Raw genomic sequence first — 24,187 nt, forward strand, 5'->3', positions numbered from 1 at the left:
AGGCTGCCATGAGGTCTTCCGAAGTCAGGCTTGACCGCCTCAGCAAGGAATATAACCGCACCGTCGCGGTCGACGACGTCTCGCTCACGATCGAGCCGGGCCACATGGTGGCGCTGCTCGGTCCGAGCGGATGCGGCAAGACGACCTGCCTGCGCATGATTGCAGGGTTGATCCGCCCGACATCCGGCGACGTCTTCGTGAACGACAAGAGGATGACCGACGTTCCCGTGCATCGCCGCAATGTCGGAATGCTGTTCCAGAACTACGCGCTGTTTCCTCACCTGACCGTCGACGAGAACATCGCCTTCGGCCTGGAGATGCGCGGGATATCCAAGGCCGATGCCGCAAGGAAGATGGCCGAGGCGCTCAGCCTCGTGCAGCTCTCCAGCTTCGGCAAGCGCTATCCGGCGCAGCTCTCCGGCGGCCAGCAGCAGCGCGTCGCATTGGGGCGGGCCCTTGTGATCGAGCCGGCCATGCTGCTCCTCGACGAGCCGCTCGGGGCGCTCGACAAGGGGCTTCGCGAGAGCATGCAGGTCGAGCTGCGTGCCCTTCAGCGCAGGCTTGGCCTCACCACCGTCATGGTGACCCACGACCAGGACGAAGCCCTGACGATGGCCGACAAGATCGTGGTCATGCGCGATGGCAAGCTCGAGCAGGTCGGCTCGGCGACGGAAATTTACCAGCGTCCCGCCTCGAAATTCGTCGCGCAGTTTATCGGCGCATCGAATCTGTTTCAGGGGCCCATCGAGCAGCGAAACGGCAGCGGAGCCGTCATTCGTGTCTCGCCCGAACTCAGCCTTCAGGTCGATCAGATCCCGTCGTCGGCCAGCGACGTGATGGTTTCGATCAGGCCCGAAGCGATCATCGTCGAGCGAGCCGGCCAGAGCCCGGCGGCGCAACGCGCCAACAGCGTGACGGCGCGTGTCGATCAGGCCATCTATCGCGGCTTCGTCAGTCACTACTATCTCAAGACGCCGAGTGGCGGCCAGATCATCGTGTTCGAGCAGAACCAGTCGCAGCAAGCCGGACTCCGATACGCGGTGGGCGAGGAGGTCGTGGCGCGGTGGGAGTCACCCAGCAATCACGTCATCGCGCGTCACTGAAATCGGAGGCGAGCGCGAGGTCCTGCGGGCAATCGACATCCCTTATACCCGCAGACGAACATCGTCTTGGATCGGCCTGCGACGCTTGGCTAGATCTAAAGCATGATCCGGAAAAGTGCCAAGCGGTTTTCCGAAAGATCATGCATAAACAACAACCTAGAGCGCGATGACGTTTCATCTAAATCTCATCGCGCTTTAGGAGTGGCAGCGCCACGGGCGTTCGACCAGCGAGGCCCTTTTGTCGATTAATCAGCCAAACGCTCCCTTTGTCGGCACGATCGAGAAAAGCCCGAAGATCAGCCTGATCGGCACGCTTGCGATGCTGGTCGAGGCGCCGGGTGACTTCGACCTGCTGCAGCAGGGACGAATCTGGGCCCTTGCAGATGCCGTCTCGACCTGGCCCAATGTCCAGGAGGCCGTCATTGGCGTCACCAATGTGATGCTCGTCTTCGAGCAGCCGCCGGCGGATATCGGTATGCTCGGCGCTGCGATCGTCGAGCTGTGGCATCGTTTGCCGGGCCGCAAGGCCGACGGCAAGCTCATCGAGATTCCCGTGGTCTATGGCGGCGAACTCGGCTTCGATTTGCCAGCGGTTGCAAAGCGCGCCGGACTATCCGAGCGCGATGTCATCAGGATTCACAGCGAAGGCGAATACACCGTCTGTGCGGTCGCGAGCTCGCCGGGGTTCGGCTATCTCCACGGCCTCGATCCGCGCATTCACATGCCGCGTAAATCGGTACCGTCGCTCAACATGCGGGCGGGCTCGGTGACCATCGGTGGGATGCAGACAGGCGTCGCGGTGCTGACAAGCCCGAACGGATGGAACGCGATCGGCTGGGCCTCTGTCGCCATGTTCGATCCGAGCTCCGAACAGCCCTCGCTCATGCTTCCGGGCGACCGTGTCAAATTCAGGATCGATCGGATCGAGCTGTGATCGAGATCCTGACCAGCCCCGCCTTCAACACCATCCAGGACCTGGGCCGTCATGGTGCGCGCCGTTTCGGCGTGAGCACGTCGGGTGCCATGGATCCCGTCGCACTCGCCGCCGGCAATGCGCTGCTCGGCAATGACGACAATGCGGCCGGCATCGAGATCCAGACCTTTCCGTTCCGCCTGCGCTTTTCGGCCGACACCGCATTCGCGCTCACCGGCGCCGATCACGACGCGACGCTGGCCGGATCGGCCGTTCGGCCGTGGTGGTGCACGCGTGCGAAGGCGGGCGATGTTCTCGCGATCACCGCGCCGCGGCGTGGCGCGCGAGTCTACATGACGTTCGGCGGCGGCATCGACGTTCCGCGCGTGCTGGGCTCGCGCAGCACGCATCTGCGCGGCGGCTTCGGCGGGCTCGAGGGCCGCACCTTGCAGGCGGGCGACGTCGTGCCGATCGGGAATTCGCCGAGCAGCAGCGACGGGCGCTTCGATTTCGGCGTGGCGCCGCCGGATGTCGCGATCGCGGGCATAGCTTCAGCGGATGACCGCGTGCTGCGGATACGCGTGATGCGGGCCGGCGAGTACGACCTGTTCTCCGAGGCGATGCAGGCGAGTTTCTGGACGACGCGATGGAAGATCAGCGCCCGGAGCGATCGGGGCGGCTATCGTCTCATCGGCGGCAAGCTGACATTGGACGCGCCGGTCGAGATGCGCTCGCACGGTGTGGTGGCCGGCGTCGTGCAGGTGCCGCCGGCCGGCGAGCCGATCATCCAGATGAGCGATGCCAATACGGCGGGTGGCTATCCGAAGATGGCGGCCGTGATCCAGGCCGATCTCTGGCGCCTCGGCCAGGCGACGCCGGGATCGGTCATTGCCTTCAGTGAGGTGAGCTACCAGGACGCGGTCGCGGCCATGGCTCCCGTCAACGACTATCTCGTGAAGTTGCGTGCGACCGCGGATCTCTATCGAGCGCTTTGAGTGGACGTCAACAATAACAAGAGCAGGGTACGAAGATGAAAATCGGCATCAATTCGGACATGGGCGAAGGCTTCGGCAATTATCGCATCTGCGACGACGAGGCGCTGATGAGCATCATCTCGTCGGCCAACGTGGCGTGCGGTTTTCACGCCGGCGATCCCATCATCATGGATCGCATGGTTCGCCTGGCGAAGCAGAAGGGGGTCGAGGTCGGTGCTCATCCGGGCCTGCCTGACCTTCTCGGATTTGGACGCCGCGTGATCCAGATGGATGCGGCCGAGATCGAGAAGCACATGGTCTATCAGATCGGCGCCTTGCAGGCGATCGCGACCAATGCAGGCCATCGCGTGACCCATGTCAGCTTCCACGCCGCGATGGGTAACATGGTCAATGCCGACCCTGATATGGCCGATGTCGTTGCCCGTGCGATTGCGGCCATCAACCGCGACTTCATCGTGTTCTCGCAGCCTGACGCTGAGATCGTGCGCGCCGCGCGCAAGGTCGGCCTGCGCATCCTCACGCTGTTCCTGGCTGATCGCGCCTATGACGAGCACGGCCACCTGGTGTCTCGCAAGCTTCCCAACTCGGTCATCACCTCGACCGAGGCGGTGGCCGAGCGGGTCAAGCGCTTCCTCGACAGCGGCACTGTGCAGACGATCGAGGGCAAGTCGATCAAGGTCGAAGCGCGCTCGATCCTGATCCACAGCGACACGCCCGGATCGGTCAACCTTGCCGCTACTGTGCGCCGCGTGATCGAGCAGGGTGGCGGCGAAGTCACGCCCGCAACCGTTCTCCTCAATTGAGCGGACGGATGCGCGCAATCGGTGTGCCGTAGCCGACCGTTGCGCCGGGCTCCGCGATCACGGCATCGACGGTGCCGGTGGCCGGCGCCACGATGGGCGCATACAAGAGCCCGATCTTGACGAGGCCGACGGTCGCGCCGGCCTCGATGCGCTGGCCAGGCGCGACGAACGGCTTGTCCCGCCAGGGATGAGCCGCGAGGAAACATCCTGCGACGTCGGCTTTGGCGATGACGGAATGGTCATCGGCGGGGGTGGCAGGCGTCGGCGACGCGGCCACTCGCGGGCCCGTATCGACGACGAGCCTCAGGGATTGGCCGGGCTCTTCGATCTCGATCGTGTCGACGCCGGACCTTGCGAGGATCAGCGCCAGGCGCGCGATATCGGTGAGCTGTATCGGCATGTTCTGGTCTCCTCGACAAGGCGTGCGTTGGTCCTGAGCCGGTCGAGATAGGCCGACATCTCGGTTTCGGCCGCCAGCGCATCGGAATAAGCGGTTTGCTCGAATCGCAACTTGCTGCCGAGCCGCGCCTGCCCGACGCGCCACAGATCGGCGCGGATCACGGTTGCGATCTTCGGGTAGCCGCCGGACGTCTGCGCGTCGCGCATCTGGATGATCGGCTGTCCGTTCGGCGGAATCTGGATGACGCCGGGAACGATGCCGTGCGAGCGCTTCTCGATCGGCACCTCCGGCTTCACGGCAGGACCCTGCAGGCGATAGCCGTAACGGTTGCTCTGCGGCGTGATCTTCCAGCTGCTCGACCAGAACAGCGCCTGCGTGGCGGCGTCGAAGCCGTCATACTCGCCGGCAATCACGACCCTGACGATGGTCTCATCCGCGGCGGCGTTCGGCCGCGCCAGCGTGATCTCGGCCGGCTCGACCCCGAGCTCCCCGATGACCGCAGTTGGCGCGGCGCAGGGCAGGACGTCGCCCACATGGAGCGGCCGTCCGTGCCAGCCGCCGAACTCGCCGCGAAACTGCGTGCTGCGCGAGCCCAGCACCATGGGCACGTCGATACCACCGCCAACGGTTAGATAGAGTCGTGCGCCGCGGGGCATTGCCTTGATGGTCAAGACTTCGCCCGCACGAGCGTGCGACCGCCACCATGGCGGAATCACGCGTCCTGCGATCTCGGCCTCGACATCGGCGCCCGTGAGCGCAAAGGCCATGTTGCGGTCGAAACGAAGCTTGAATGGCAGCATCGGGATTTCGATGCCGGCGGCGTTCTCGTCGTTGCCGAGAAGGATGTTGCCGGCACGCAGGGCGACATCGTCCATCGCACCCGACGTGCCGACTCCGAAGCGATATTGATCGAAGCGGCCGAGATCCTGGACGCTGGCCGGCCCTGTGACTGACAGGATCTCGATCACCGGATCACCCGTTCGACCGCGAAGCGGATCGTGTCGCCCGGTGCGAGTGCAGCAGGCGTCGGCCAGGTCGGATCGAAGAAGGTCCAGCTCGTGTGCCCGATGGCGTGCCAGCCGCTCGGCCCTGATGATGCGGAGACACCGGTCTGCGATCCGCCGATCGACACCGAGCCGCCCGCGGAGCGTTGCAGCGGCGTCTGCCGCCGCGGCATGGTGATGCGCGGATCCATGCCGCCGAGATAGCAATAGCCGGGATGGCTGCCGAGCGCGAATACCGTGTAGAGCGGGGCGGCATGGATCGAGACCACGTCGTCGACTGACAGGCCGCAATGATCGGCGACGGACTGGAGCGAGGATCCGATCTCGCCGCCATAGGTGACAGGCAGCCTGATCTCGCGGCCGCCGATTGCGAGGCCTTCGGCCGCGTCCCAGCCGTCATTGAGAGCGGCGATCAGGCCGTCGAGCTCGCGCGGCGGGGTCTCGAAAGTCAGCATCAAATTGGTGATGCCGGGAATGGCCTCGCGGATATCAGGCCATTTCGACGCGGTGGCCGCCAGCGCCCAGATGCGCCGCTGATGTGGCAGGTCGAACGCGCCGGGCGCCTCGAACAGGAGAGCCGATGTCCCGAGCAGGCTGATCCGCGGCCGGTCCGACGTGGTCATGGCGCGGCTACCTTCGTATTCAGCCAGTGCTCGAGATGGTGGATGTCGTAGCCGCCACGACAGAACGCGGGATCGGCGAGGATCGCCTGATGCAACGGTACATTGGTTCGGATGCCTTCGGCGCGCAGCTCGGACAAGGCGACGCGCGCACGCGCCATGGCCTCCTCGCGGGTGCCGCCATGGGCGATCAGCTTGCCGATCAGCGAGTCATAGTGGCGGGGAACGGTGGCGCCGGCGGTGATATGTGAATCGACGCGGATGCCGATGCCGCCGGGAACGTCCCAGCGCGTCACCGTGCCGGGCGAGGGCGCGAAAGTGGCGGGGTCCTCGGCATTGATGCGGAATTCAATGGCATGGCCGACACGTGCGATGTCGCCTTGCGCGATGCCCAGGGGCTCGCCTTGCGCGATCTGGATCTGCGCCTTGACGATGTCGATGCCCGTCGTCATCTCGGTGACGGGATGCTCCACCTGGACGCGCGTGTTCATCTCGATGAAGAAGAACTGCCCGTCCTCGTAGAGGAATTCGAACGTGCCGGCGCCGCGATAGCCGATCCGCCGGCAGGCCTCGACGCAGCTTGCGCCCACCCGCTCGATCAGCGCGCGATCGATGCCGGGCGCGGGAGCTTCCTCGACCACCTTCTGGTTCCTGCGTTGAAGCGAGCAGTCGCGGTCGCCGAGCCAGAGATGGTTATCGTGCTGATCGCACAGCACCTGGATCTCGATATGGCGCGGTTTTTCGAGGAATTTCTCGATATAAACCGCAGCGTTCTTGAAGGCCTTGCTGGCTTCCGCACGGGTCAGCGCCAGCGCCTCGTCCAGTGCGGCCTCGCTGCGCACGATCCGCATGCCGCGCCCGCCGCCGCCACCGGCGGCTTTGATGATCACGGGGTACCCGATGTCGCGCGCGATCGCGCGCACTTCGGCCGGATCATCCGGAAGGGCGCTGTCCGGCCCGGGCACGCAAGGTACGCCCGCCAGCCGCATCGCGCGCTTGGCCGCGACCTTGTCGCCCATGGTCCGGATACAATCGGCCGGCGGGCCGATGAAGGTGAGGCCGGCGCGCGCGACCCGATCGGCGAACTCCGCACTCTCCGAGAGGAAGCCGTAACCCGGGTGAATGGCCTGCGCGCCGCTGACCTCTGCTGCGAGCAGGATCGCCGCCACGTTGAGATAGGTGCTGCTTGCCGGCGCCGACCCGATGCAGAGCGCCTCGTCGGCGAGTGCGACATAGCGCGCGTCGCGGTCCGCTTCCGAGTGAATGACGACCGTCTTGAGACCCATCGTCCGACAGGCGCGCTGGATGCGAAGCGCGATCTCGCCGCGATTGGCGATCAGGACCTTGTCGAACATCAGGATGAACCCGCAGGACCGATCCGGAACAGGGCTTGACCCGCCGCGATCTCCTCACCGTTCTCCGCGAGGATCGCAAGCACGACACCGGGCACCTCGGCGGCGATGTCGATGAAGGTCTTCATCGCCTCGATGATGCAGATCTTCTGCCCGGCCTCAATCCGCGCGCCGACCTCGACCAGAGGTGGCTCGTCCGGTGCCGCAGCCCGGTAGAAGATGCCATGCATCGGCGCGGGCACGACGGTGTCGGTGGCAGCCTCGGGAGCCGGGTTTTGCCGGTGCTCGGGAGCAGGGGCCTCGACCTCGCCCCGGTCTGCAGGCTGCGCCATGGCCGCAGGCGCGCCTGCCGACGCGCGCTTGAGGATGCGGATGCGGGTGCCGTCCTGCGTGAGGTCCAGCTCCGCGATGGAGGAGCGCGTAACGAGGTCGACGAGTTGTTCGATTTTGGCGAGGTCCACAGTCACGTTCCGCGTTGACGGCCTGTTGGGTTCGGAGCGTTCATGCGTCACTCCGCAGGCGGCCGGCTCTTCTGTGCAAAATTGAGGCCGCCGACAACCTGCTGGGTCGGTAGGACTTCCATGAAGGCGACGTTCATGCGCGCCGGCGATCCAACCGCGAACGCGATCGAATTGGCGATGTCCTCGGGCTGCAGCGAATCATAGTCGTCGAAGAAGAGGCGCTTGGCTTCGGCGAGATCACCCAGCAGCCGGCCGAAAACCTCGGTCTCGACCCGGGCCGGCGATATCTCGGTGACGCGAACCCTGGTCCCGTAGAGATCGACGCGCAGTTGCTGCGACAGCGAGTGAATGCCAGCCTTCGTGGCGTGATACACGGTGTTGCCGCCACCAAACGCGTAGTGGCCGGCGATCGAGGAGATGTTGACGACATGGCCGCGGTCGCGGTGCGCCATGCCCGGCACGACCAGCCGCGTCAGATGCAGGACCGCCCGCAGATTGACATCGATGAGAGCGTCGACGTCCTCGGGTGTGGTGTCCAGGATATTGCCGCGCCGGGACTGGCCGGCGTTGTTGACCAGGACGTCGAACTCGGCCGACTTTGCCAATGCGGCAAGCGCGTCAAGGTCGCTGATGTCGACGGCGCAGGGGCGGCATCCGGTCTCGGCGGACAGGGCGCTCAGGCGAGTGGCGTCGCGAGCCACGGCGTAGACTTGGAGCCCTTCCGCACTCAGGCGGCGAACCGTCGCAGCTCCTATTCCGGAGGATGCGCCCGTCACCAGGGCCGTCCGATAGTCCGAAAATCCCATCCGTGAGGGCTCCTCTGCTACCGTCCAACCCGCTGGTGGCGTCGGCTGCAACGCGAGCGGCGGACGAGTTCAGCACTAGCTATAGGCCCCTCAGGTTCCCGGTGGTAAGAACAATTCCTTCTGATCCCATAGCTTCAGCCTATCGCTGCTGCACTGCTCCCTGACTGGATATCCGGAGACGCCGTATTGGATACGAAACGCTTGGAGGCCTTCATCAAGGTCGTGGATCTCGGCAGCATGACGAGCGCGGCGAAGGTGCTGAATGTCGCGCAGCCGGCCCTGAGCCAGCACATTGCGAGCCTGGAGGCGGATTTCAAGTGCAAGCTGCTCGACCGCAGCGCCCGCGGGGTCAAGCCCACCGAAGCCGGACGAATCCTCTACCGCTATGCCAAGTCGATCCAGCGGCAGATCGAAGAGGCCAGGCGCACCATCCTGGACAACAAGCCGGAACTGACCGGCAACGTCACGATCGGCCTGGCCCCACTCAGCTCGGCGGCATTGCTGGCGACCCCGCTGCTGATGCAGGTACGCGAACGTTATCCCGGCATCGTGCCGCACATCTACGACAGCTCCGGGGTCATGCTCAGCGAGATGATGCTGAAGGGGAGCATGGATATGGCTGTCCTCTATGGCGAGCGCCCGGTGACCGGTCTCGATTACAAGCCGCTGATGCGCGAGTACTTTTATCTTGTCGTGCCCCGCAGTATGTATCCGGAGCAGATGCCTGCGGAGGACGTTTCGGCGGCGGAGGTCGCGCAATTCGACCTGCTGCTGCCATATCGGGAATCCTTCCTGCGGCAGACGGTCGAGCGGGTCTGCGCCGAGGTCGGGCTCCGCCCGCGCATCGTCGCCGAGATCCATTCCCAATCGACCCTCTCTTCGGCGATTGCAGCCGGAGTGGGGGCGGCCGTGCTGCCCATGTCGATCGCAAAGGAGTTGCCGAACCTCGACGAACTCTGCATCCGGCGGATCAACGCGCCGTCGGCCTCGCAGCAGATGTCGCTATGCATCTCCGATAACGCCCCGTTGTCCGACGCCGCATTCTCCGTCTACAAGATCTTGCTCGAGATCATCGTCAAGACCTGGGGGCCGTTCGATGCCAACCCCGGCTCGGCCGCCATCGCCACGGGTGGCCCAACGTCGCCGCTGGACGGGCCGAAGGACGAGCCATAACGAAACACGATGCGGCAATCCTAAATTCTGAATTTGCCGCCTCAAGGCGGTTGGTTATGGAGGTGTAACGGAGATCGCGGTCGTAAGGAGGTTTTCATGGTGCATGTAATCAGGACATTCGATCGGCCCGCCGCCGAGCTTGTCGAGCGCGCCAAGACGTTTCCTCCGTCCACCTTGCACGAGGCGCAGGGGCGATCGGGCGCGCTGACCTCCCGCATCAAGCCGATCTATTCCGGCATGCGCGCCTGCGGACCGGCGCTGACGGTGAGCTGCCATCCCGGCGACAACATGATGCTGATCACGGCGATCTCGCTGGCCAAGCCGGGCGACGTGCTCGTGGTCAGCGCGGGCGATCATCCCGAGCAGGGCGGCTTCGGCGAGGTGCTGGCGACGGCCTGCGTCGCCAAGGGCATCGTCGGCCTGGTCACGGATGCCGGCGTTCGCGACGGCCTTGCGGTGCGTGACACCGGCTTCAACGTCTTCTCCTACGGCCTGTGCATGAAGGGCACCGTCAAGGAGACCCTCGGCACTATCAATCAGCCGATCGTCATCGGCGGCATCGCCGTCCGCCCCGGCGACATCGTCAGCGCCGATGACGACGGCGTCGTGATCGTGCCGAAGGAGAACATCGCCGACGTCTGCGCCAAGTCGGCGGCGCGCGAGGACAAGGAAGCCGGCGTGATGAAGGCTCTCAAGGCTGGCGGTGACATCCTCGAACTGTCCGGCATCGGCAAGGTGCTGGAATCCAAGGGCTGCACCTTCGCCTGAGCGATCACGCGCCGCGGGCGCGCAACAGCAGGAAAACCAGTGGCAGCCATTCTCGGCTCGGGTGAGCATCGCTACCGCGTCGTCGACAACTGGGCGAAATTGCCGGATGGCTGGCAGCTCACCGACGTCGCCTCCGTCGCTGTCGACAGCAAGGACCGCATCTACGTCTTCAACCGCGGCGCCCATCCGATGGTGGTGTTCGACCGTTACGGAAATTTCCTGCGCAGCTGGGGTGAGGGGCTGTTCTCTCGCGCCCACGGCCTACACATCGATGCAGACGACAATCTTTACTGCACCGACGACGGCGACCACACCGTGCGCAAATGCACCACCGACGGCAAGGTGCTGCTGATGATCGGCGTCCCCGCAAAGCCGGCGCCGTTCATGAGCGGCGATCCCTTCCATCGCTGCACCCACACGGCGTTGTCGCCGAAGGGCGAGATCTACGTTTCCGACGGCTACGGCAACGCCCGCGTGCACAAGTTCACGCCCGACGGCAAGCTGATCCAGAGCTGGGGCGAGCCGGGCACCGATCCCGGCCAGTTCAACATCGTGCACAATATCGTCGCCGACGCCGACGGCTGGGTCTATGTCGCCGATCGCGATCGCGTGCAGGTGTTCGACGGTGACCTGATCGGGGATGCGACCCCAGTGTACGCCCGGGTCAGAGCGACGGATCACGCGATGGGAGCACGAGGATCTGCTCGACGCCGTGCAGCAGCGGCTCGATGCGACCCGCTCGCTATGCGCCGTCGTCGCGAGACTGTCGAGCACCCGTTCGGCACGATGAAGGCACGCATGGGAGCAACGCACGTCCTGACCAAAACCCTCCCAAGGTAGCCGCCGAGATGGCCCTCTCGGTTCTGGCCTACAATCTGACCCGAGCAATGAATATCCTCGGGATCAGGCCGCTGATCGCCGCGATCGCGGCCTGAGACCGGACCAGTTTTGGCTTCAAGACTGATGGTCCTGTAAGGCCGTTTTTACACGGCCAAGACCCATTGGCGACATTACTCCTCTGGCACCCCGGCCAGACGCATGCCCTGAATGACGCGCCTGCCTTGCTCGCGAAACGTTGGATCGTCGCTAAATGGAATACCCTTCAAGCGACGAATGGTGAGAGTTGGATTAAGCGCAAGCGCCTTGTTCCTGGAAGCCCGCGCCTCATCCAGTTTCCCGAGATGGGCAAGCGCAGCGGCGAGGTCCAAATGCGCTATGGGATTGTTTGGGTTACTATTCAGACCTCGACGAAACCATACAACTGCTTCGGCGTCGGCTCCCAGCAGCAATTTACTGAACCCGACCCACGTCATCCATCGATATGTACCTTCATCACGGGGAGACAAGCGCATTGCCTTGTGTACATGTGCCTCTGTTTCTTCGGCGCGCCCGCTAAAGGCTTGGGCGCAACCGATGAAAGCATGCGCCTCCGCCAAATTCGGGTTTAATTCCAACGCGTGCTCGCATTCCGCGATGCCTTCGATCGCGCGTTTGGTACACAATAAGACAGAACCCAAAAATGCGTGAGCAAGGGGATGCTGCGGCGCCAAGGACATCGCCTTGTTCAAGGCCGCCTCGGCCGCGGCAAAAAGCGCGTCCGGGTTGTCGGCGAGAAAAAAGCCAGCTCGTGTCACGTCGACAGCTCCGATGCCCACCAGCGCCTCGACGTTGTCTGGATCAAGCTCTAAAGCACGTTCGAAAAAGCTTCGTGCCTGCGCCATGTGGGCTGGGGTCACACCTTTGTTCCAACGAGCCATACCTTGGAAGTACAAGTCTAGGGCGCTCGGGTGCAATGAGTGTTCCGATCGCCTCGCCTCAGCGGCGATAAGTTGAGCATTCAACGCGTTGGCCAGTCTCGAAACAATTTCATCTTGCAGCTCGAAGAGATCACAGATCGGCTTATCAAAACGGTCGGCCCAAAGGTGAGCGCCTGATTCGGCATCGACAAACTGCACGTTCACCCGGAGCTGGTTCGCGCTCCGCTGCACCGAGCCTTCCAGCACATAGAGAACATCCAACTCGCGGCCGATCTGCTTTAAGTCGATTGACTTGCCCTTATAGGAAAATGCGGTGTGGCGACCGATAACAAACAAGCCCCTGATGCGGGACAAGTCGGTAGTAAGGCTCTCCGTCACACCATCGACGAAATAGTCCTGCTCGGGATTGCCGCCGATGTTTGCGAACGGCAGCACCACCATGGACAAGCGTGGCGCTCGGGGTAGGATCGGTGTCGTGCGGCTGCCCTTTGCCGTCGAGCCAAACTTATCTCGAGCTACGGCATAGGCACGAACCGGGCGAGCGATGTTTTTGAGGTTTTGGTCGCCCAGATCGGCGAAGTCAACCTCGATCTTGCCCCAAACTTGATCGTAGGCAGAAGACGAGATGCAGATGCCGCCAGGGTCTGCGATGCCCTCAAGCCTCGCCGCGATGTTAACTCCATCTCCAAATATGTCATGGGGCTCAACGATTACGTCGCCAACATTGATGCCGACGCGGAAAGCAATTCGCCGCTCTTCATCCTCGTTGATGGTAAGTTGCTTGATCCGGGTCTGAAACTGCACAGCGGCTCGGACTGCCTCAACTGAACTTGTAAACTCCGCCAAGAACCCGTCGCCAGTATTCTTCACGATACGTCCGCCGTGTTCGACAATTGCCGGCACGACAGCGTCCGTCACGAGCGCGGTCAGTTCAACGTGCGTGGCCTCTTCGTCATTGTGCATGAGCCGCGAATAGCCAGCCACATCGGCCGCCAATATCGCCGACAATCTGCGCTCGACCCGTTTTGGCCGCTCCTGCACCATGCTCCACACAACCCAACGTGGATGCGATTGTATGACAGATCAGACGGGATGCCCACCCAGGCTGATGTCGCATTTTGGGTCTTAGCCGAACAACGATGAGCCTACCCGTACGTACTGGGTGAAGATCAATGGCGAACGTAATCTGGAATGGGCCGCTAGGCAGCCCAATGCCGCAACTCTCCACCGGCGCTTGCTGAAAAATCTGTAAGATGGCGATAGGTCAGCTTCTGATGCGTGGACGGCTCCTCCACCGGCACGAAAGTTATGGGCGCCGTTTTTGAGGCTCCCACGATTCGGAGGAGCAGCCTATGCAGTCAATTTCGACGATCGGTGGTCACAACTTGGCATTGATGGCTAGGTTTCAGCAGGTGACGTAAGCATTTCGCATGATCCTCGCGAGCAGATGGTGCCGAGCCGCAGAGAACTTCCACTCAGGAGGACGAAGAAGGCACACTTGCCTGAACGCCTGCCAGAGCGGCTTGGAGAGCCGCTTCTTTCGTATGGTCGAGCGACGTCTTCAACACAGTGCCGCCTTCACCCTTGAGACCTTCAAGCACTTTGTCGGCCGTCACCTTGCGAACCAGCACGAAGAGGGCAGCGGTTCCGGGCTGAATGGCGGCAGCGGTTTCCTTCATCCATTTGTCCTCAAGGCCAATATCGGTCAAATATCCGCCAAGAGTGCCGGACGCCGCACCGAGGGCAGCGCCCGCCAGCGGCATCAAAAAGATCAAGCCAATAAGCGCTCCCCAGAACGTGCCCGAAACTGCCCCCGCGGCGGTGGTGTTGATGAGCTGGTTAAGTTTGATGTGACCTTGAGCGTCCTTCACCGCGACTACCGCATCACCAAGCTCAATCAGGTACTCTTTCTGCATTGCCAGAAGTTTCTGGCGAACTTCTTCCGCCTTTGCTTCCGTGGGAAATGCGATCACGACTAGATCACTCATGGTCGTTCTCCTTTTGGGAACTTGACCGCAGACCAAATGGTTGTCGCTGCTATTGATCTACATCAAATCTTTCATGCAAGAGCGCATAACGCTGCTGAACGGCTTTGTCTTCGCGAGCTTGTTCGGACCAGCCAGCGCTTCGCGGAACTCACCGTTCAACAATCCAAATAGGAGGGAGGAGTATCATGCTTCGGTATGCACTCGCCGCTCTCGCAGCAATCGTTCTTATTGCCGCAAGCCTTGTTCCCGATGACGCATTTGCTCGCCGTGGAGGTGGCGGCTTTCGCGGTGGAGGAGGGTTTCACGGCGGCGGGATGCGCGCTGGTGGCTTCCATGGCGGCGGCATGCGGGCCGCCCACGTCCGGGGCGGTGCCGTTCATGCCGGACGCATCCATGGTGGTCGCGGCTACCGCGTGGCCGGAGGTTCTCGGCCTTCGCATCCAATAGCGGGTCGCCCCGGTTATCCGGGTCGTCCGATCGCTGGCCGTCCGGGTCGTCCGATCGCGGGTTATCCGGGCTACGGTGGCGGCTACTATCGCCCGGGTTGGGGCTATGGTGCAGCCGCAGTTGGGGCCGCCGCCGCAGCCGGAGCCTACGGCTACTACAACAACTACAACAGCAACTGCACATATGACACCTACGGCAACTACGTTTGCCCGGGTCAGTATCCTTATGGATATAGGTACTGACTAAATCGATCCAGCGCGGACGGCGAGCCTTGGGGCCGCCGCCCGTTGGTTCTTCTTCCTCGCGGGCTCAGGATGGGCATGAGCGATACATAGCCTGTAGTGGATTTCCGCGCAGAAATATGGTGCGAGGCGTTAAGCCGCCGCGCTGGGCGATCCAGCGGCGCACCGGCGAAGGGTACATCAAATAGACCATTCGGGTCGCGCCGAAGTTAGTAACAGGCCGTCCGCGCGGACCAATATCCCACGCGGCGTGGAACGCTAGCTCGGCTCGCGAAGTCACGCAAATCCTGTCCGTTGGGATGGTTGCAAGCACAATGGTGCAAGCCGACGCGCAGAAACCATCGATGATCACATTCTGGCCCGAAGCGCGGAGGCGTTCATACTTGTAGATGTATTTACCTATTCGTCCGCCGGAGTCATCTGTGATCCGCACGGCGGCACCGTTGGCGGGAGGGCAGAATACTAAGAGGATGACGATCAACAACCCCGCCCAGCATTTCATGCTGTCGTTCCCCGATAGATTGGACAGCCCGCAACTTTGCTCCCTGCCAAATCCTCTTAGATCGGATGCATCCAAGCTTGATCTAAATCAACGGCAATGCTGATTGCCATCGGGCGCGCGTCAAGTGCCGAATGCCAGTAGTGACTGCGGTGCATCGATGATGATCGTCAGCCATGCCATTGCCGGCGCGGGCCTTGTCCAATTCAAGCAGGTTCGATTTTGAGTGCCTGGTCCCGGTAGCCGAGGGAGAGCAGCGCATTTTGGGCGTCGGACCATGACATCGCGCCAGCGACATATCGCTCGACGATGTTGCAATAGTAGGCGCGCCATTGCGCGAGGTACTCGGGATCGAGTCGGTCGACCGCCCGGTCCCGCGCAACGCGCTGGATCAGCACGGCCTAGTCCTTGTAAGGCGGGACGCCGGGCGCGGGATCTTCCGCCGCCGTCTGCGGCTGTTCGGAATGATCCGCCGGCGGCTTGTCCGCTTGGCGCCGATCCTCGCGCTCGCCCTCTTTCGGCTTGCCTGCCATGGCACCCCCCGTGTTAGCGGCGCCGGCTCGACATCGCCCGGATGACCGCGATTGCGAGGTTTAGCGTGATCTCTTGCCGCATTAGCTCGGCGAAGTCCTTGTAGAACGGCACGTCTTGCCGGATCGGGACCGATGGCCGCAGCGAATACATCAGCTTGATGCGGCCCTTCGCCTTGCGGGTCGATCGGCCCTGGCGTTGGAAGACGACGCGCCCCCGCTAGAAGCCGTTCCGCAAGTTCTTGGGCTGCTGCTGCGTCCGCACGGCGCCGCCGCTCGTCCGCTGTACGTTGACCGATGACGGAATCGAAAGGTTGCCGCCCTTCGCCCGGCGAGTGCCGCCCTTGGCATGCAGGGACAGGTTCGCCCGACCGAGCTTGTCGTAAATCTCAACCGTCAGATCGCCCTTCGTCGCGCGCGAGCCCTTGGTGGCCAGCGCAGCATTCATGAACGAACGATTGCGGACGGTGACTGACGACGGCCACGTCGTCTCGATCAGATAGGACCGGGTGTTATCGGCGGCCATGTTGAGCGTGGTCGCCATGATGTAGGGGATTTGATCAGCGGTCGCGCCGAGGTCCATGGCGCGCTGCTTGATCTGCGAGAAATCGAAATCGACCCCGAGCGTCGGCATGGGTAGTAGGTGTGCTCATAAGGCGTAGATGTCAGCTTCTGACGGCCAAGCGGAAATCTTACGCTCAGAGCATTACTGCTCGTGAACCTGAGCTGACATTGCCGCGCTCATTGCGCTGCAGCGCGGTACAGACAAGGCCCAAAAGCTGCTGTACTCGCGAGCAGTGTCTGGCTGGAGCAGCACATGAGACGACGCGAATTCATCACATTACTCGGCAGCACGGCTGCGATGTGGCCACGCCTAGCGCGCGCAACGGCCGCATCGCATCCCCAAAATTGGCGTCCTCTGGCATGCCGCCAACATCGAAGAAGAAACTCCATACTATCAGTCACTGGTTGAGGGTTTCAGGAAGCAGGGCTATGTCGACGGACAGAACATAATGCTAGAACATCGCTTTCCTGATGAAGTGCCCGAGGTTTTCGACAGGATGGCAGCCGAACTCGTATCTTTAAAGTGTGATGTATTGGTTGGTGCCGGGGCGGCTGCGCCGCACTTAAAGAAGGCGACCAAAACAATTCCAATAGTCTTCCTGTTCGGTTTTGACCCTATCGGAGCCGGCCTGATCGAAAACTTTGCACGACCCGGTGGGAATGTTACGGGATTGTCGAATTTTTCTGTCCAGCTCAGTGCGAAGCGGTTGCAGTATCTTAAGGAGATTGTCCCGACGGTTACGCGTGTTGGCTTGCTCATCAATCCAAACGTCAAATATCGAGCCTCTATGTTCAGGAGGCGACCGAGGCAGGGATAAAGCTCGGCGTTGATACCCAAGGTTTCGAGGTCCGCGCGCTCGGCGATTTCGAGCCCGCATTTGACGCGATGGTAAAGGCAGGCATGCAAGGGGTGGTCGCTAACGGCGAAAGCTTGATCTTTCAGGCCAGGAAAGTGATCGCGGATCTCGCACTTGCGCGTAATCTGCCGAGCTGCGGCTACGTAAGAGACCTTCTTGAGGCTGGAGGTCTCATCTCCTATGGCGTTGACCAGCGGGCGATGGCCCGCCGTGCGGCGGTTTACGTTGATCGGATTTTGAAGGGTGAAAAGCCCGCCGAATTACCCGTGGAGCAATCGACCAGATTTGAGCTGCTCATCAACCTAAGAACTGCCAACGCGCTCGGTGTGACCGTGCCTCCTACATTGATCGCCAACGCCGACGAGGTAATGGAATAATGCATGCTGCAAGTGCCGTAGAGCGTTGTTGGCCCTTAGTCGAACCACGATAATCCCGTCGTGATGTCGGTTATCGTCGGTAGAGCAGACGTGTGGCCGCGCTCGCTTCGACGGCCGCTTATGACCCCACAGCGGACCTGCCGGCGGTTCTCAATTTGTGCTGTCGGCATGGTTTGTTCCTATGCCCGTATTTGGTACTGTCCGTATTTAAGCCCCTGTCCTAAGTTTAATTTGTGAGTGTCCCAATTCGGGTTTGGAAGTAAGCTGATCTCAAATTGAGGGGGAAGCAGCCATGCTGAATCCGACCGAATGCCGCGAAATGGCGATGCAATATCGCCGTGAAGCGAATAAAGCCGGGGCGTCGCCTAGAAGGGCAAGCCTCTTAAGGAACATCTCGCACAGTCTTAGCGCTTTATCACATCAGCTCGAAATGCTGGCTGATGACCGCTTAGAGGCCGATCAGCCCCAGACAAGGCAGTAAGGCCGCCTCAGTTGCCGGCCCCTTTCATTTTGGTCCCTGAGGTTTGCTTCTGGCCCCAAGCAGCGGTTGGTGGATATCCGCTATTCCGCCGCTGTCAGGGGAGAAGCAGACATCCGGCAAGCGGGCCAAAAATGACGCGAGTGAACCAACTCAGACATCGCAAATGCAGCAATCGCCATAACCAAAAAGCCCCGGCTCGCCGGGGCTTTGGTTTGCGCAGACTGAAGCGATTAGTATCTGGCTGCGACCGGAGCGCCGTAGCCGCCGAAGCGATAGTTCAACCGGACGGTGACCATGTCCACATCCTGGCTGAACCGCTCGCCAAGGAGGGTGATGCCACCGGGCGTGACCACGCCTGCACCCACGAAGGTGCGGGTGTCATTCCCCATCCAGAGATGGTCGTATTCAACACCGACCGACCAGTTCGGCGCGAAGCCATACTCCCAGCCGACGCCCAAGGCGCCGCCCCAGCGCGTGTGACTTGCCGAGTCCAGACCGACTCCGGTGAGGTTGTTGAAGACGTCAAGACGATTGTGGGTCACGGCGGCACCACCCTTCACATAGAGCAGTGAGGCGTTCCACGCCCAACCGAGTTGGGCCGTGAAGAGACCAATACCGTCGGTTTTTCCTGTGGTCGAAAGCAGCGGATCGATCAGGCTGACGCGCGTGTTCTTGATGTCGGCCCAATCGCCCTGCGCTTCCAATCCGAACACGAACTGATTGGTTTGCCAGCGATACCCGATCTGTCCGCCGACAAGGCCGCCGGAGCGAGAAGCGCAACCACCCGCGACTGTTCCTGCGAGCGTGACGAAATCCACGCAACCGCGGCTTTGGCCCCATCCGCCGTTGGCGCCGATGTAAAAGCCAGTCCAGTCATAGATTGGAGCGACAATCGGGGGCGGCGCCTTGGTGTACGGACGCGCCGCCAAATCAGCCGCCGACGCGGGGGCGGATAGACCCACGGCCATCATCCCAGCCGCGGCAATCAGAAGCTTTTTCATTACGAGAAATCTCCCCAGTAAGAAAATTCAAAAAAGGCACGACGCCCACGTGAGGAATCAAGTCTATCCCGTTCGCCTGCAGATTGATGTAGCCAAGCCGCAACAACCGGCTGGGATGTTCAGCGGTAATTCTTTATTTTTGTTAAGCATTTGGGGGGCCAAATGCCCGCTAACGTGCATACTACGAAGAAGAGAAAACCCGCCGACCTTGGGAGATGCGGCGGGAGTTTGCGATCGGGGCTTCCGGTCGCCGCTCGACTGTAGCATGGCGGCACGCCAGCGAGAACCGCGTCACAAACCTGTGGCATGACCATTGCATAATTCAGGGCAACTGGGATTTCAGCGCTCAGTTAGAGAATAGGCGCTGCCGGGACGCTTATTTCGAGCCCGGCGACGCTTCACTTCCTTTGCCCTGGCGCCATCGCTACGGCGCATTTTGTTTCGACGGCCGGGATATTTGGCGCATGGCATACGACACGGCAACAGTACATATGCTCCGCAACGTTCTAGACGACGTTCTTTCCAGCCCGTCGTTCATTCGTCAGCAGCAGCGATCTGCCGTGGAAGTGGCCGAGCGGGTTCTCTGGCTCGCTTCGCAAGGGGAGCGTGAACCGATTAGGATCAAGCGGCACCTCCTAGATGAGTTCTTGGTGTCTGCTGAGAGTGACGCCGAACCGGTCGGCCCCTTCGCGACTGCTAGCGACTAAGCTCAAAGTCCGTTTGTGGGCCCTGAGCCGAACATGCACCAGCCGAATTCCATGTCGGCTGTCCGCAGAATATCGGACATTGGCACGTCCACCACCAATCCCCGGGGCCGGCCTCGTAAGCTCAACTGACGGGTTGTCTCGGCAACACCATCACGATGTTGATCTCGCGCTCCAGTATCTTTGAGGCAATGATCGATATGTGCAGCGCGAATTCATCTTCTATCTGTGCTGCTGTGTCCTCGTCTTTCGCGTAGACGAAGAGGATATCACCATCGACTTCGTCGAAGCGCGCGCCTGCGAACAGGCGGTCGAACCGTCTCGCGCCGACGATTAGCGCCATGCGGGCTTGAATTGCTTGGTCGTGGATATCGGTGAGTTGCATACGTCGAATATGGGGCCGAAGGACACCGGGACAGGTGCTCAGAACCTTGTGCTACCGCTCGATCTTCCTTCGGAGATCACGACTTGAGCGCGTTCATTGGGCAACGGCCGTTGCAGCGTCTTCGCCTCATCCCATGGCGCTCGCATGGCGACATCGCGCCCGTTAAGGAACTGGTTACTAGTCACTGTCACCATTTACATATTAGGTCACCATATGTGACAGCATATTTCGAAGGCAGTTTAATACTTCGACACGCTCGGTTGGCGGTCTCTTGAAGGAGAGGCCCAATGTTTAAGGGCTTCACGGTGGCAGTTGTGGCGCTGGTCAGCACGGCGCAGCTGGATCAATACCTAACCAACGGTCGGTACACCGACGCGGCCATGACTGTGCTACGGCAAATCAGGCACGCGTTTGGGTTTTGAGATACCGGGATAATTTTACGGTGCGTGATGGAAAGCATCTCCTGGGCTGATCTCAACGCGGAGGAGCAACGCACCATTGCGATCTTGGGAGCCGGACTTTCTATCGAGCTGTGTGACCCCGTTGCTCTCCTGACCTTAAGGCGGCTAGGTCTGATCGTAGGCTTCCACTTGACGGCCGCTGCACACAATTTGCGTAGAGACGTTGTTTTCGGCGAACTCGGGCGCGTGATTGCGTGACGTAGCCAAGCGCACGACCGCGAACAGACGGTCGAAATTCCTCGCCGACGATGAGCGCGATGCAGGATCGCTTAGTCATGAGTATCGGTCAGTCGCGCGGCGGACTTGAGATCCTGGCACGCCATCGCTCTTCAAAAGTGTCAAAGTCTTTCAATGCCAACGCTCGTGCATCGTCAGCGTCATCCAGGGACCACGTGCTGAGGGCTGATCTGGTCGGTTAGGAAGATCTCGTGGAATGTTGGTCACGAGGTCACCATGTCAAAGGATAGTCGTAGGGATGGCGATAAGGATAGGCATACGCCTATCCTCGAAGACGGCGCCGATACGCTGCAACGTGTCGAGATCATCACCGGGATCGGCCGGCGCCGGCGCTGGTCGACCGATGCGAAGGGGGCGATTGTCGCGGAGAGTTTTGCGCCTGGTGCAAGCGTATCCGCGGTGGCGCGGCGACATGACATCAGCCCAAGCCTGTTGTTTCTGTGGCGTCGTCAAACGACACGGGCGAAGGTCGCGGATCGCTTGGCCGGAGACGTACCAGCTGGCTTTGTGCCGGTCGCGATCACCGGCTGCAGGGGCACATTGCCGTCGTGCGAGGAGCAGGCGGCGATCGAGATCGAGGTCGGCGCGGTTCGCATCCGCGTCAGGGGACGGTCGACCGGCGGGCGCTGTGCGAGGTGCTGGCCGCAGTCGGGACGGTTGGCCGATGATCGGGCTGCGACCCGGGTTGTCGATCTGGATTGCGACGCAGCCGGTCGATTTCCGTCGCGGCATGGACTCGCTGGCGATGCTGGTGAGCGAGGCGTTTGGAGCCGATCCGTTCGACGGCGGACTTTATGTCTTCCGCTCCAAGCGCCGGGATCGCGTGAAGATCCTGACCTGGGACGGAAGCGGCCTCGTCCTTTACTACAAGAGAATCGAAGGACAGTTTACTTGGCCGCCGATCAAGGAAGGCGTCATGCCGCTATCTCATACTCAGCTCTCGGTGCTGCTCGATGGCTCAGACTGGAAGCGTGTGCCGATGCGTGTTGTGGATCAGCCATCACGAGCTGGTTGATCCGTATCGATAGTAGTTCGTCACTCATGCGGAGCTGTTGTAGAATCACTCTGCATGAGTGATTTGCCTTCCGATCCAGCATTGCTGCGACAAACCGTGATGACGCTGTCGTCACGGCTTGCGGCGTTGTCGGCGGAATGCAGCACGCTTTCGGCCGAGCGTGATGCGGCGATCGCCCAACGCGACGCTGCAGTCCAGGAGAACGACAAGCTCCTGATGATCCTGTCCCAGTACAAGCGCACGATCTTCGGTCCACGCTCCGAGACACTGGATCCCGGACAGCTGTCTCTCTTCACCATCACGGCACAGGCGGCTCGTGCCGCCACCAACGACGACGTGACCGGAGGCAGGCTGCCTGACGGAGCGGAGGGCCGTGGAAAGCGATCGGCGCGACGCAACCGGGGGAGCCTCCCGGAGCATTTGCCGCGCATCGATGTCGTGATCGATATCGAGAGCCACATCTGCTCCTGCTGCGGCGAGCGGCTGCACAAGATCGGGGAGACCGTCAAGGAAGCCTTCGACGTCATTCCGATGCAGTACCGGGTCAAGCGCATTGTGCGTCCGCGGTACGGGTGCCGGGGATGCCGCCAGGTGTGGTACAGGCACCCGCGCCGGCCCAGGCGATCGACGGTGGAATGGTGACGGAAGCCTTGCTGGCCCACATCGCCGTGATGAAATACGGCTACCAGCTGCCGCTGTATCGCCAGGAACAGATGTTTGCCGCCCAAGGCATCACGCTCGACCGGCAGACGCTGGCCTCGTGGATGAGCCGCGCCGCCTGGTGGCTGAAGCCGCTTCACACGCTGTTGCGCGACAAAGTGATGTCCTACCCGCGGCTGTTTGCCGACGAGACGCCGCTGCCGGTTCTCGATCCCGGCCGTGGCAGGACCAAAGTCTGCCAGTTCTGGGCGATCGCCACCGACGACCGTCCGTGGGGCGGCCCGGCGCCGCCGGCGGTGGTTTACGTGTTCGCCGAGGATCGCAAGGCGATCCGCGCCAGGCAGCTGTTTGGAGATTACGACGGCATCCTGCAGGTCGACGGTTATGCCGCCTACAAGAGCCTGATCAGGAACGGCGGCTCTCTGGTGCAGCTGGCGTTCTGCTTCGCGCATGCGCGGCGGAAGTTCTGGGACGTTCACGTCGCGACGAAGTCGCCGATTGCCACGGAAGCGCTGCAACGGATCGCGATGTTCTACGCCATTGAGGATCGCATCCGCGGTCTGCCGGCGGCGGATCGGGCTGCGGTGCGGCAAACCGACACCAGGTCGCTGATCGAGGACTTCAAACCCTGGCTCGAGGCGCGACTGCTGGAAGTCTCGAAGAAGTCCGGTCTGGGCAAAGCCATCCGCTACACCCTCAACCATTGGGACGGCCTGACGCGCTTCATCGACGACGGACGCATTGAAATAGACAGCAATACGGTCGAGCGCAGCATCAAGCCAATAGGCCTGGGAAGGAAGAACTACTTGTTCGCCGGCAGTGAAGGCGGCGCCGAGACATGGGCCATTCTCGCGTCGCTCATCAACACGGCAAAGCTGCAAGACCTCGACCCGCGGCATTATCTGACCGATGTTCTCGAGCGCATCGTCTCTGGACGTACAAAGATCAATCAGCTGCACATGCTGTTGCCGTGGAATTGGAAGGCCGAGCGCGACAGTTCGCAGGCAAAGCTCGCCGCCTGATCAGTTCGACGGCAGAGCATCTGGAACTTCCTGCGCATCGCTGGCGTCGTCATAGATCTCCTCGCGGATCACGCGCAGCGTCATCTCGTGCAGATAGACTTGCAACGCCCTCTCCAGCTCGGTGAACTCCGGCAGCAGAACTTTGTCGACGAAGCCTCGTGACGCACGGATCATCACGGTGTTGCGTCGCTGCCGGTGATAACGAAACGGCCGCAGTCCATATCGACGGCAAAGCGCCAGAAAAAGGTGCCGCGACCACTGGTCAGGAAGTGAGAATTGCTGCTCGATCGGCGGATCGTGGCGAGCCAGCTCCTCGACCCGGGCACGCACCCGCTGCAGCGCAGCTTCCGCCGCAAGGCGCTCACCAGCAGTTCCCGCACCCGCGAACAACGCCTCGATCTTCCGAAGCTTCTCGCGCAGCTGCGACTCGCTGGTCATTCCGAGGTCCCCGTTGCCCGCTCCAACCCGCGATCACCCCATCATCACGCAACGGCAGCGTCAATCACCTCGATCGGGCAATCCAAAGCATTCCGCGCAAGTCAAGGCCGGGCGCGGTGATCCT

Annotated in this window: 25 protein-coding genes and 5 pseudogenes; 15 read left to right on the forward strand and 15 right to left on the reverse strand. The window is 61.8% G+C overall.

Features of this window, described 5'->3' with window-relative positions; genetic code table 11:
• Positions 1-8: 8 nt before the first annotated feature.
• The 4 genes from XH85_RS14070 (at position 9) to XH85_RS14085 (ending at position 3,814) form a co-directional block, all read left to right on the forward strand.
• Positions 9-1,103 carry an ABC transporter ATP-binding protein gene (locus XH85_RS14070; protein WP_128932265.1) on the forward strand — a complete coding sequence of 365 codons (1,095 nt, stop codon included), beginning with the start codon at positions 9-11 and terminating at the stop codon, positions 1,101-1,103.
• Positions 1,104-1,341: 238 nt separating this feature from the next.
• Entirely contained in the window at positions 1,342-2,037 is a 696-nt protein-coding gene (gene pxpB / locus XH85_RS14075) for a 5-oxoprolinase subunit PxpB (RefSeq protein WP_128932266.1), read from the forward strand.
• Positions 2,034-3,011, forward strand: a complete 978-nt coding sequence (locus XH85_RS14080) for a 5-oxoprolinase subunit C family protein (protein WP_128932267.1) — start codon at positions 2,034-2,036, stop codon at positions 3,009-3,011. Before pxpB (XH85_RS14075) ends, XH85_RS14080 begins: the two co-directional genes overlap by 4 nt.
• Positions 3,012-3,046: 35 nt before the next feature.
• Entirely contained in the window at positions 3,047-3,814 is a 768-nt protein-coding gene (locus XH85_RS14085) for a LamB/YcsF family protein (RefSeq protein WP_128932268.1), read from the forward strand.
• On the opposite strand, the gene XH85_RS14090 is transcribed toward XH85_RS14085, so the two are convergent.
• The 6 genes from XH85_RS14090 to XH85_RS14115 are packed head-to-tail and all read right to left on the reverse strand — an operon-like array spanning position 3,807 to position 8,457.
• Positions 3,807-4,214 carry an acetyl-CoA carboxylase biotin carboxyl carrier protein gene (locus XH85_RS14090; protein ID WP_128932269.1) on the reverse strand — a complete coding sequence of 136 codons (408 nt, stop codon included), beginning with the start codon at positions 4,212-4,214 and terminating at the stop codon, positions 3,807-3,809. The two genes, XH85_RS14085 and XH85_RS14090, sit on opposite strands and share 8 nt — an antisense overlap.
• Entirely contained in the window at positions 4,175-5,182 is a 1,008-nt protein-coding gene (locus XH85_RS14095) for a 5-oxoprolinase subunit C family protein (protein WP_128932270.1), read from the reverse strand. Before XH85_RS14095 ends, XH85_RS14090 begins: the two co-directional genes overlap by 40 nt.
• The gene (gene pxpB, locus XH85_RS14100) at positions 5,179-5,841 is read right to left on the reverse strand and encodes a 5-oxoprolinase subunit PxpB (RefSeq protein WP_128932271.1); all 663 of its coding nucleotides are present in this window, start codon (positions 5,839-5,841) and stop codon (positions 5,179-5,181) included. Before pxpB (XH85_RS14100) ends, XH85_RS14095 begins: the two co-directional genes overlap by 4 nt.
• Entirely contained in the window at positions 5,838-7,193 is a 1,356-nt protein-coding gene (gene accC / locus XH85_RS14105) for an acetyl-CoA carboxylase biotin carboxylase subunit (RefSeq protein WP_128932272.1), read from the reverse strand. Before accC ends, pxpB (XH85_RS14100) begins: the two co-directional genes overlap by 4 nt.
• Positions 7,193-7,651 carry an acetyl-CoA carboxylase biotin carboxyl carrier protein gene (gene accB / locus XH85_RS14110; protein WP_164934605.1) on the reverse strand — a complete coding sequence of 153 codons (459 nt, stop codon included), beginning with the start codon at positions 7,649-7,651 and terminating at the stop codon, positions 7,193-7,195. The genes accC and accB overlap by 1 nt, the downstream gene beginning before the upstream one ends.
• 47 nt (positions 7,652-7,698) lie before the next feature.
• On the reverse strand, positions 7,699-8,457 hold the full coding sequence (locus XH85_RS14115; RefSeq protein WP_128932274.1) for an SDR family oxidoreductase: 759 nt from the start codon (positions 8,455-8,457) through the stop codon (positions 7,699-7,701).
• A 201-nt stretch (positions 8,458-8,658) separates the two neighbouring features.
• On the opposite strand from XH85_RS14115, the gene XH85_RS14120 reads away from it, so the two are divergent.
• The 4 genes and pseudogenes from XH85_RS14120 to XH85_RS46605 all read left to right on the forward strand — a co-directional run.
• Complete coding sequence (locus XH85_RS14120; RefSeq protein WP_164934604.1) at positions 8,659-9,630, forward strand: LysR substrate-binding domain-containing protein; 972 nt, start codon at positions 8,659-8,661, stop codon at positions 9,628-9,630.
• A 96-nt stretch (positions 9,631-9,726) separates the two neighbouring features.
• Positions 9,727-10,398 (forward strand): 4-carboxy-4-hydroxy-2-oxoadipate aldolase/oxaloacetate decarboxylase, encoded by a 672-nt coding sequence (locus tag XH85_RS14125; RefSeq protein ID WP_128932275.1) that lies wholly within the window; start codon positions 9,727-9,729, stop codon positions 10,396-10,398.
• A gap of 39 nt (positions 10,399-10,437) precedes the next feature.
• A pseudogene (locus tag XH85_RS14130) lies at positions 10,438-11,028 on the forward strand (peptidyl-alpha-hydroxyglycine alpha-amidating lyase family protein); the annotation flags it as partial.
• 10 nt (positions 11,029-11,038) lie between these two features.
• Positions 11,039-11,333, forward strand: a pseudogene (locus tag XH85_RS46605) (transposase); the annotation flags it as partial.
• A gap of 75 nt (positions 11,334-11,408) precedes the next feature.
• Here XH85_RS46605 and XH85_RS14135 read toward each other — a convergent pair.
• The gene (locus XH85_RS14135; protein WP_128932276.1) at positions 11,409-13,199 is read right to left on the reverse strand and encodes an adenylate/guanylate cyclase domain-containing protein; all 1,791 of its coding nucleotides are present in this window, start codon (positions 13,197-13,199) and stop codon (positions 11,409-11,411) included.
• Positions 13,200-13,630: 431 nt separating this feature from the next.
• Positions 13,631-14,143: a DUF1269 domain-containing protein gene (locus XH85_RS14140; protein WP_128932277.1), complete on the reverse strand. Its 513-nt coding sequence runs from the start codon at positions 14,141-14,143 to the stop codon at positions 13,631-13,633.
• A gap of 185 nt (positions 14,144-14,328) precedes the next feature.
• On the opposite strand from XH85_RS14140, the gene XH85_RS46610 reads away from it, so the two are divergent.
• A complete protein-coding gene (locus tag XH85_RS46610; RefSeq protein ID WP_128932278.1) occupies positions 14,329-14,832 on the forward strand; it encodes a hypothetical protein in 504 nt (167 codons plus the stop codon).
• Between the two features lie 67 nt (positions 14,833-14,899).
• Here XH85_RS46610 and XH85_RS14150 read toward each other — a convergent pair whose 3' ends face one another.
• The 4 genes from XH85_RS14150 to XH85_RS14160 form a co-directional block, all read right to left on the reverse strand.
• Positions 14,900-15,334 (reverse strand): hypothetical protein, encoded by a 435-nt coding sequence (locus XH85_RS14150; protein WP_128937266.1) that lies wholly within the window; start codon positions 15,332-15,334, stop codon positions 14,900-14,902.
• A gap of 203 nt (positions 15,335-15,537) precedes the next feature.
• Positions 15,538-15,729, reverse strand: a complete 192-nt coding sequence (locus XH85_RS14155; protein WP_128932279.1) for a hypothetical protein — start codon at positions 15,727-15,729, stop codon at positions 15,538-15,540.
• 3 nt (positions 15,730-15,732) lie between these two features.
• Positions 15,733-15,864 carry a hypothetical protein gene (locus tag XH85_RS47335; RefSeq protein ID WP_276486162.1) on the reverse strand — a complete coding sequence of 44 codons (132 nt, stop codon included), beginning with the start codon at positions 15,862-15,864 and terminating at the stop codon, positions 15,733-15,735.
• Positions 15,865-16,081: 217 nt separating this feature from the next.
• Positions 16,082-16,495: a hypothetical protein gene (locus XH85_RS14160; RefSeq protein ID WP_128932280.1), complete on the reverse strand. Its 414-nt coding sequence runs from the start codon at positions 16,493-16,495 to the stop codon at positions 16,082-16,084.
• Positions 16,496-16,874: 379 nt separating this feature from the next.
• Here XH85_RS14160 and XH85_RS46615 point away from each other — a divergent pair.
• Positions 16,875-17,659: pseudogene (locus XH85_RS46615) on the forward strand (ABC transporter substrate-binding protein).
• A 292-nt stretch (positions 17,660-17,951) separates the two neighbouring features.
• Positions 17,952-18,140 (forward strand): hypothetical protein, encoded by a 189-nt coding sequence (locus tag XH85_RS14175; protein ID WP_128932283.1) that lies wholly within the window; start codon positions 17,952-17,954, stop codon positions 18,138-18,140.
• 230 nt (positions 18,141-18,370) lie between these two features.
• On the opposite strand, the gene XH85_RS14180 is transcribed toward XH85_RS14175, so the two are convergent.
• Positions 18,371-19,141 (reverse strand): outer membrane protein, encoded by a 771-nt coding sequence (locus XH85_RS14180; protein ID WP_128932284.1) that lies wholly within the window; start codon positions 19,139-19,141, stop codon positions 18,371-18,373.
• Between the two features lie 464 nt (positions 19,142-19,605).
• On the opposite strand from XH85_RS14180, the gene XH85_RS14185 reads away from it, so the two are divergent.
• Positions 19,606-19,848, forward strand: coding sequence for a hypothetical protein (locus tag XH85_RS14185; RefSeq protein WP_128932285.1), 243 nt, complete (start codon positions 19,606-19,608; stop codon positions 19,846-19,848).
• 121 nt (positions 19,849-19,969) lie between these two features.
• Here XH85_RS14185 and XH85_RS14190 read toward each other — a convergent pair whose 3' ends face one another.
• On the reverse strand, positions 19,970-20,230 hold the full coding sequence (locus tag XH85_RS14190) for a hypothetical protein (protein WP_128932286.1): 261 nt from the start codon (positions 20,228-20,230) through the stop codon (positions 19,970-19,972).
• Positions 20,231-21,144: 914 nt separating this feature from the next.
• On the opposite strand from XH85_RS14190, the pseudogene tnpA reads away from it, so the two are divergent.
• From tnpA to tnpC, 3 genes and pseudogenes are all read left to right on the forward strand, one after another.
• Positions 21,145-21,549 (forward strand): annotated as a pseudogene (gene tnpA / locus XH85_RS48010) (IS66-like element accessory protein TnpA); the annotation flags it as partial.
• A 43-nt stretch (positions 21,550-21,592) separates the two neighbouring features.
• A complete protein-coding gene (tnpB, locus tag XH85_RS14200) occupies positions 21,593-21,943 on the forward strand; it encodes an IS66 family insertion sequence element accessory protein TnpB (RefSeq protein ID WP_128931953.1) in 351 nt (116 codons plus the stop codon).
• 99 nt (positions 21,944-22,042) lie between these two features.
• Positions 22,043-23,625, forward strand: a pseudogene (gene tnpC, locus XH85_RS14205) (IS66 family transposase).
• Here tnpC and XH85_RS14210 read toward each other — a convergent pair.
• A complete protein-coding gene (locus XH85_RS14210) occupies positions 23,626-24,063 on the reverse strand; it encodes a hypothetical protein (protein WP_128932048.1) in 438 nt (145 codons plus the stop codon).
• Positions 24,064-24,187 lie beyond the last annotated feature (124 nt).

This window comes from Bradyrhizobium zhanjiangense, assembly GCF_004114935.1.
In the GTDB taxonomy this organism is placed as follows: domain Bacteria; phylum Pseudomonadota; class Alphaproteobacteria; order Rhizobiales; family Xanthobacteraceae; genus Bradyrhizobium; species Bradyrhizobium zhanjiangense.

Coding starts and splice junctions, on each gene's coding strand:
- XH85_RS14070 (WP_128932265.1), top strand. CDS start 9: ATGAGGTCTTCCGAAGTCAGGCTTGACCGCCTCAGCAAGGAATATAAC.
- XH85_RS14085 (WP_128932268.1), top strand. CDS start 3,047: ATGAAAATCGGCATCAATTCGGACATGGGCGAAGGCTTCGGCAATTAT.
- XH85_RS14090 (WP_128932269.1), bottom strand. CDS start 4,214: ATGCCGATACAGCTCACCGATATCGCGCGCCTGGCGCTGATCCTCGCA.
- pxpB (WP_128932271.1), bottom strand. CDS start 5,841: ATGACCACGTCGGACCGGCCGCGGATCAGCCTGCTCGGGACATCGGCT.
- accC (WP_128932272.1), bottom strand. CDS start 7,193: ATGTTCGACAAGGTCCTGATCGCCAATCGCGGCGAGATCGCGCTTCGC.
- XH85_RS14115 (WP_128932274.1), bottom strand. CDS start 8,457: ATGGGATTTTCGGACTATCGGACGGCCCTGGTGACGGGCGCATCCTCC.
- XH85_RS14125 (WP_128932275.1), top strand. CDS start 9,727: ATGGTGCATGTAATCAGGACATTCGATCGGCCCGCCGCCGAGCTTGTC.
- XH85_RS14135 (WP_128932276.1), bottom strand. CDS start 13,199: ATGGTGCAGGAGCGGCCAAAACGGGTCGAGCGCAGATTGTCGGCGATA.
- XH85_RS14140 (WP_128932277.1), bottom strand. CDS start 14,143: ATGAGTGATCTAGTCGTGATCGCATTTCCCACGGAAGCAAAGGCGGAA.
- XH85_RS46610 (WP_128932278.1), top strand. CDS start 14,329: ATGCTTCGGTATGCACTCGCCGCTCTCGCAGCAATCGTTCTTATTGCC.
- XH85_RS14150 (WP_128937266.1), bottom strand. CDS start 15,334: ATGAAATGCTGGGCGGGGTTGTTGATCGTCATCCTCTTAGTATTCTGC.
- XH85_RS47335 (WP_276486162.1), bottom strand. CDS start 15,864: ATGGCAGGCAAGCCGAAAGAGGGCGAGCGCGAGGATCGGCGCCAAGCG.
- XH85_RS14160 (WP_128932280.1), bottom strand. CDS start 16,495: ATGCCGACGCTCGGGGTCGATTTCGATTTCTCGCAGATCAAGCAGCGC.
- XH85_RS14175 (WP_128932283.1), top strand. CDS start 17,952: ATGCTGAATCCGACCGAATGCCGCGAAATGGCGATGCAATATCGCCGT.
- XH85_RS14180 (WP_128932284.1), bottom strand. CDS start 19,141: ATGAAAAAGCTTCTGATTGCCGCGGCTGGGATGATGGCCGTGGGTCTA.
- XH85_RS14185 (WP_128932285.1), top strand. CDS start 19,606: ATGGCATACGACACGGCAACAGTACATATGCTCCGCAACGTTCTAGAC.
- XH85_RS14190 (WP_128932286.1), bottom strand. CDS start 20,230: ATGCAACTCACCGATATCCACGACCAAGCAATTCAAGCCCGCATGGCG.
- tnpB (WP_128931953.1), top strand. CDS start 21,593: ATGATCGGGCTGCGACCCGGGTTGTCGATCTGGATTGCGACGCAGCCG.
- XH85_RS14210 (WP_128932048.1), bottom strand. CDS start 24,063: ATGACCAGCGAGTCGCAGCTGCGCGAGAAGCTTCGGAAGATCGAGGCG.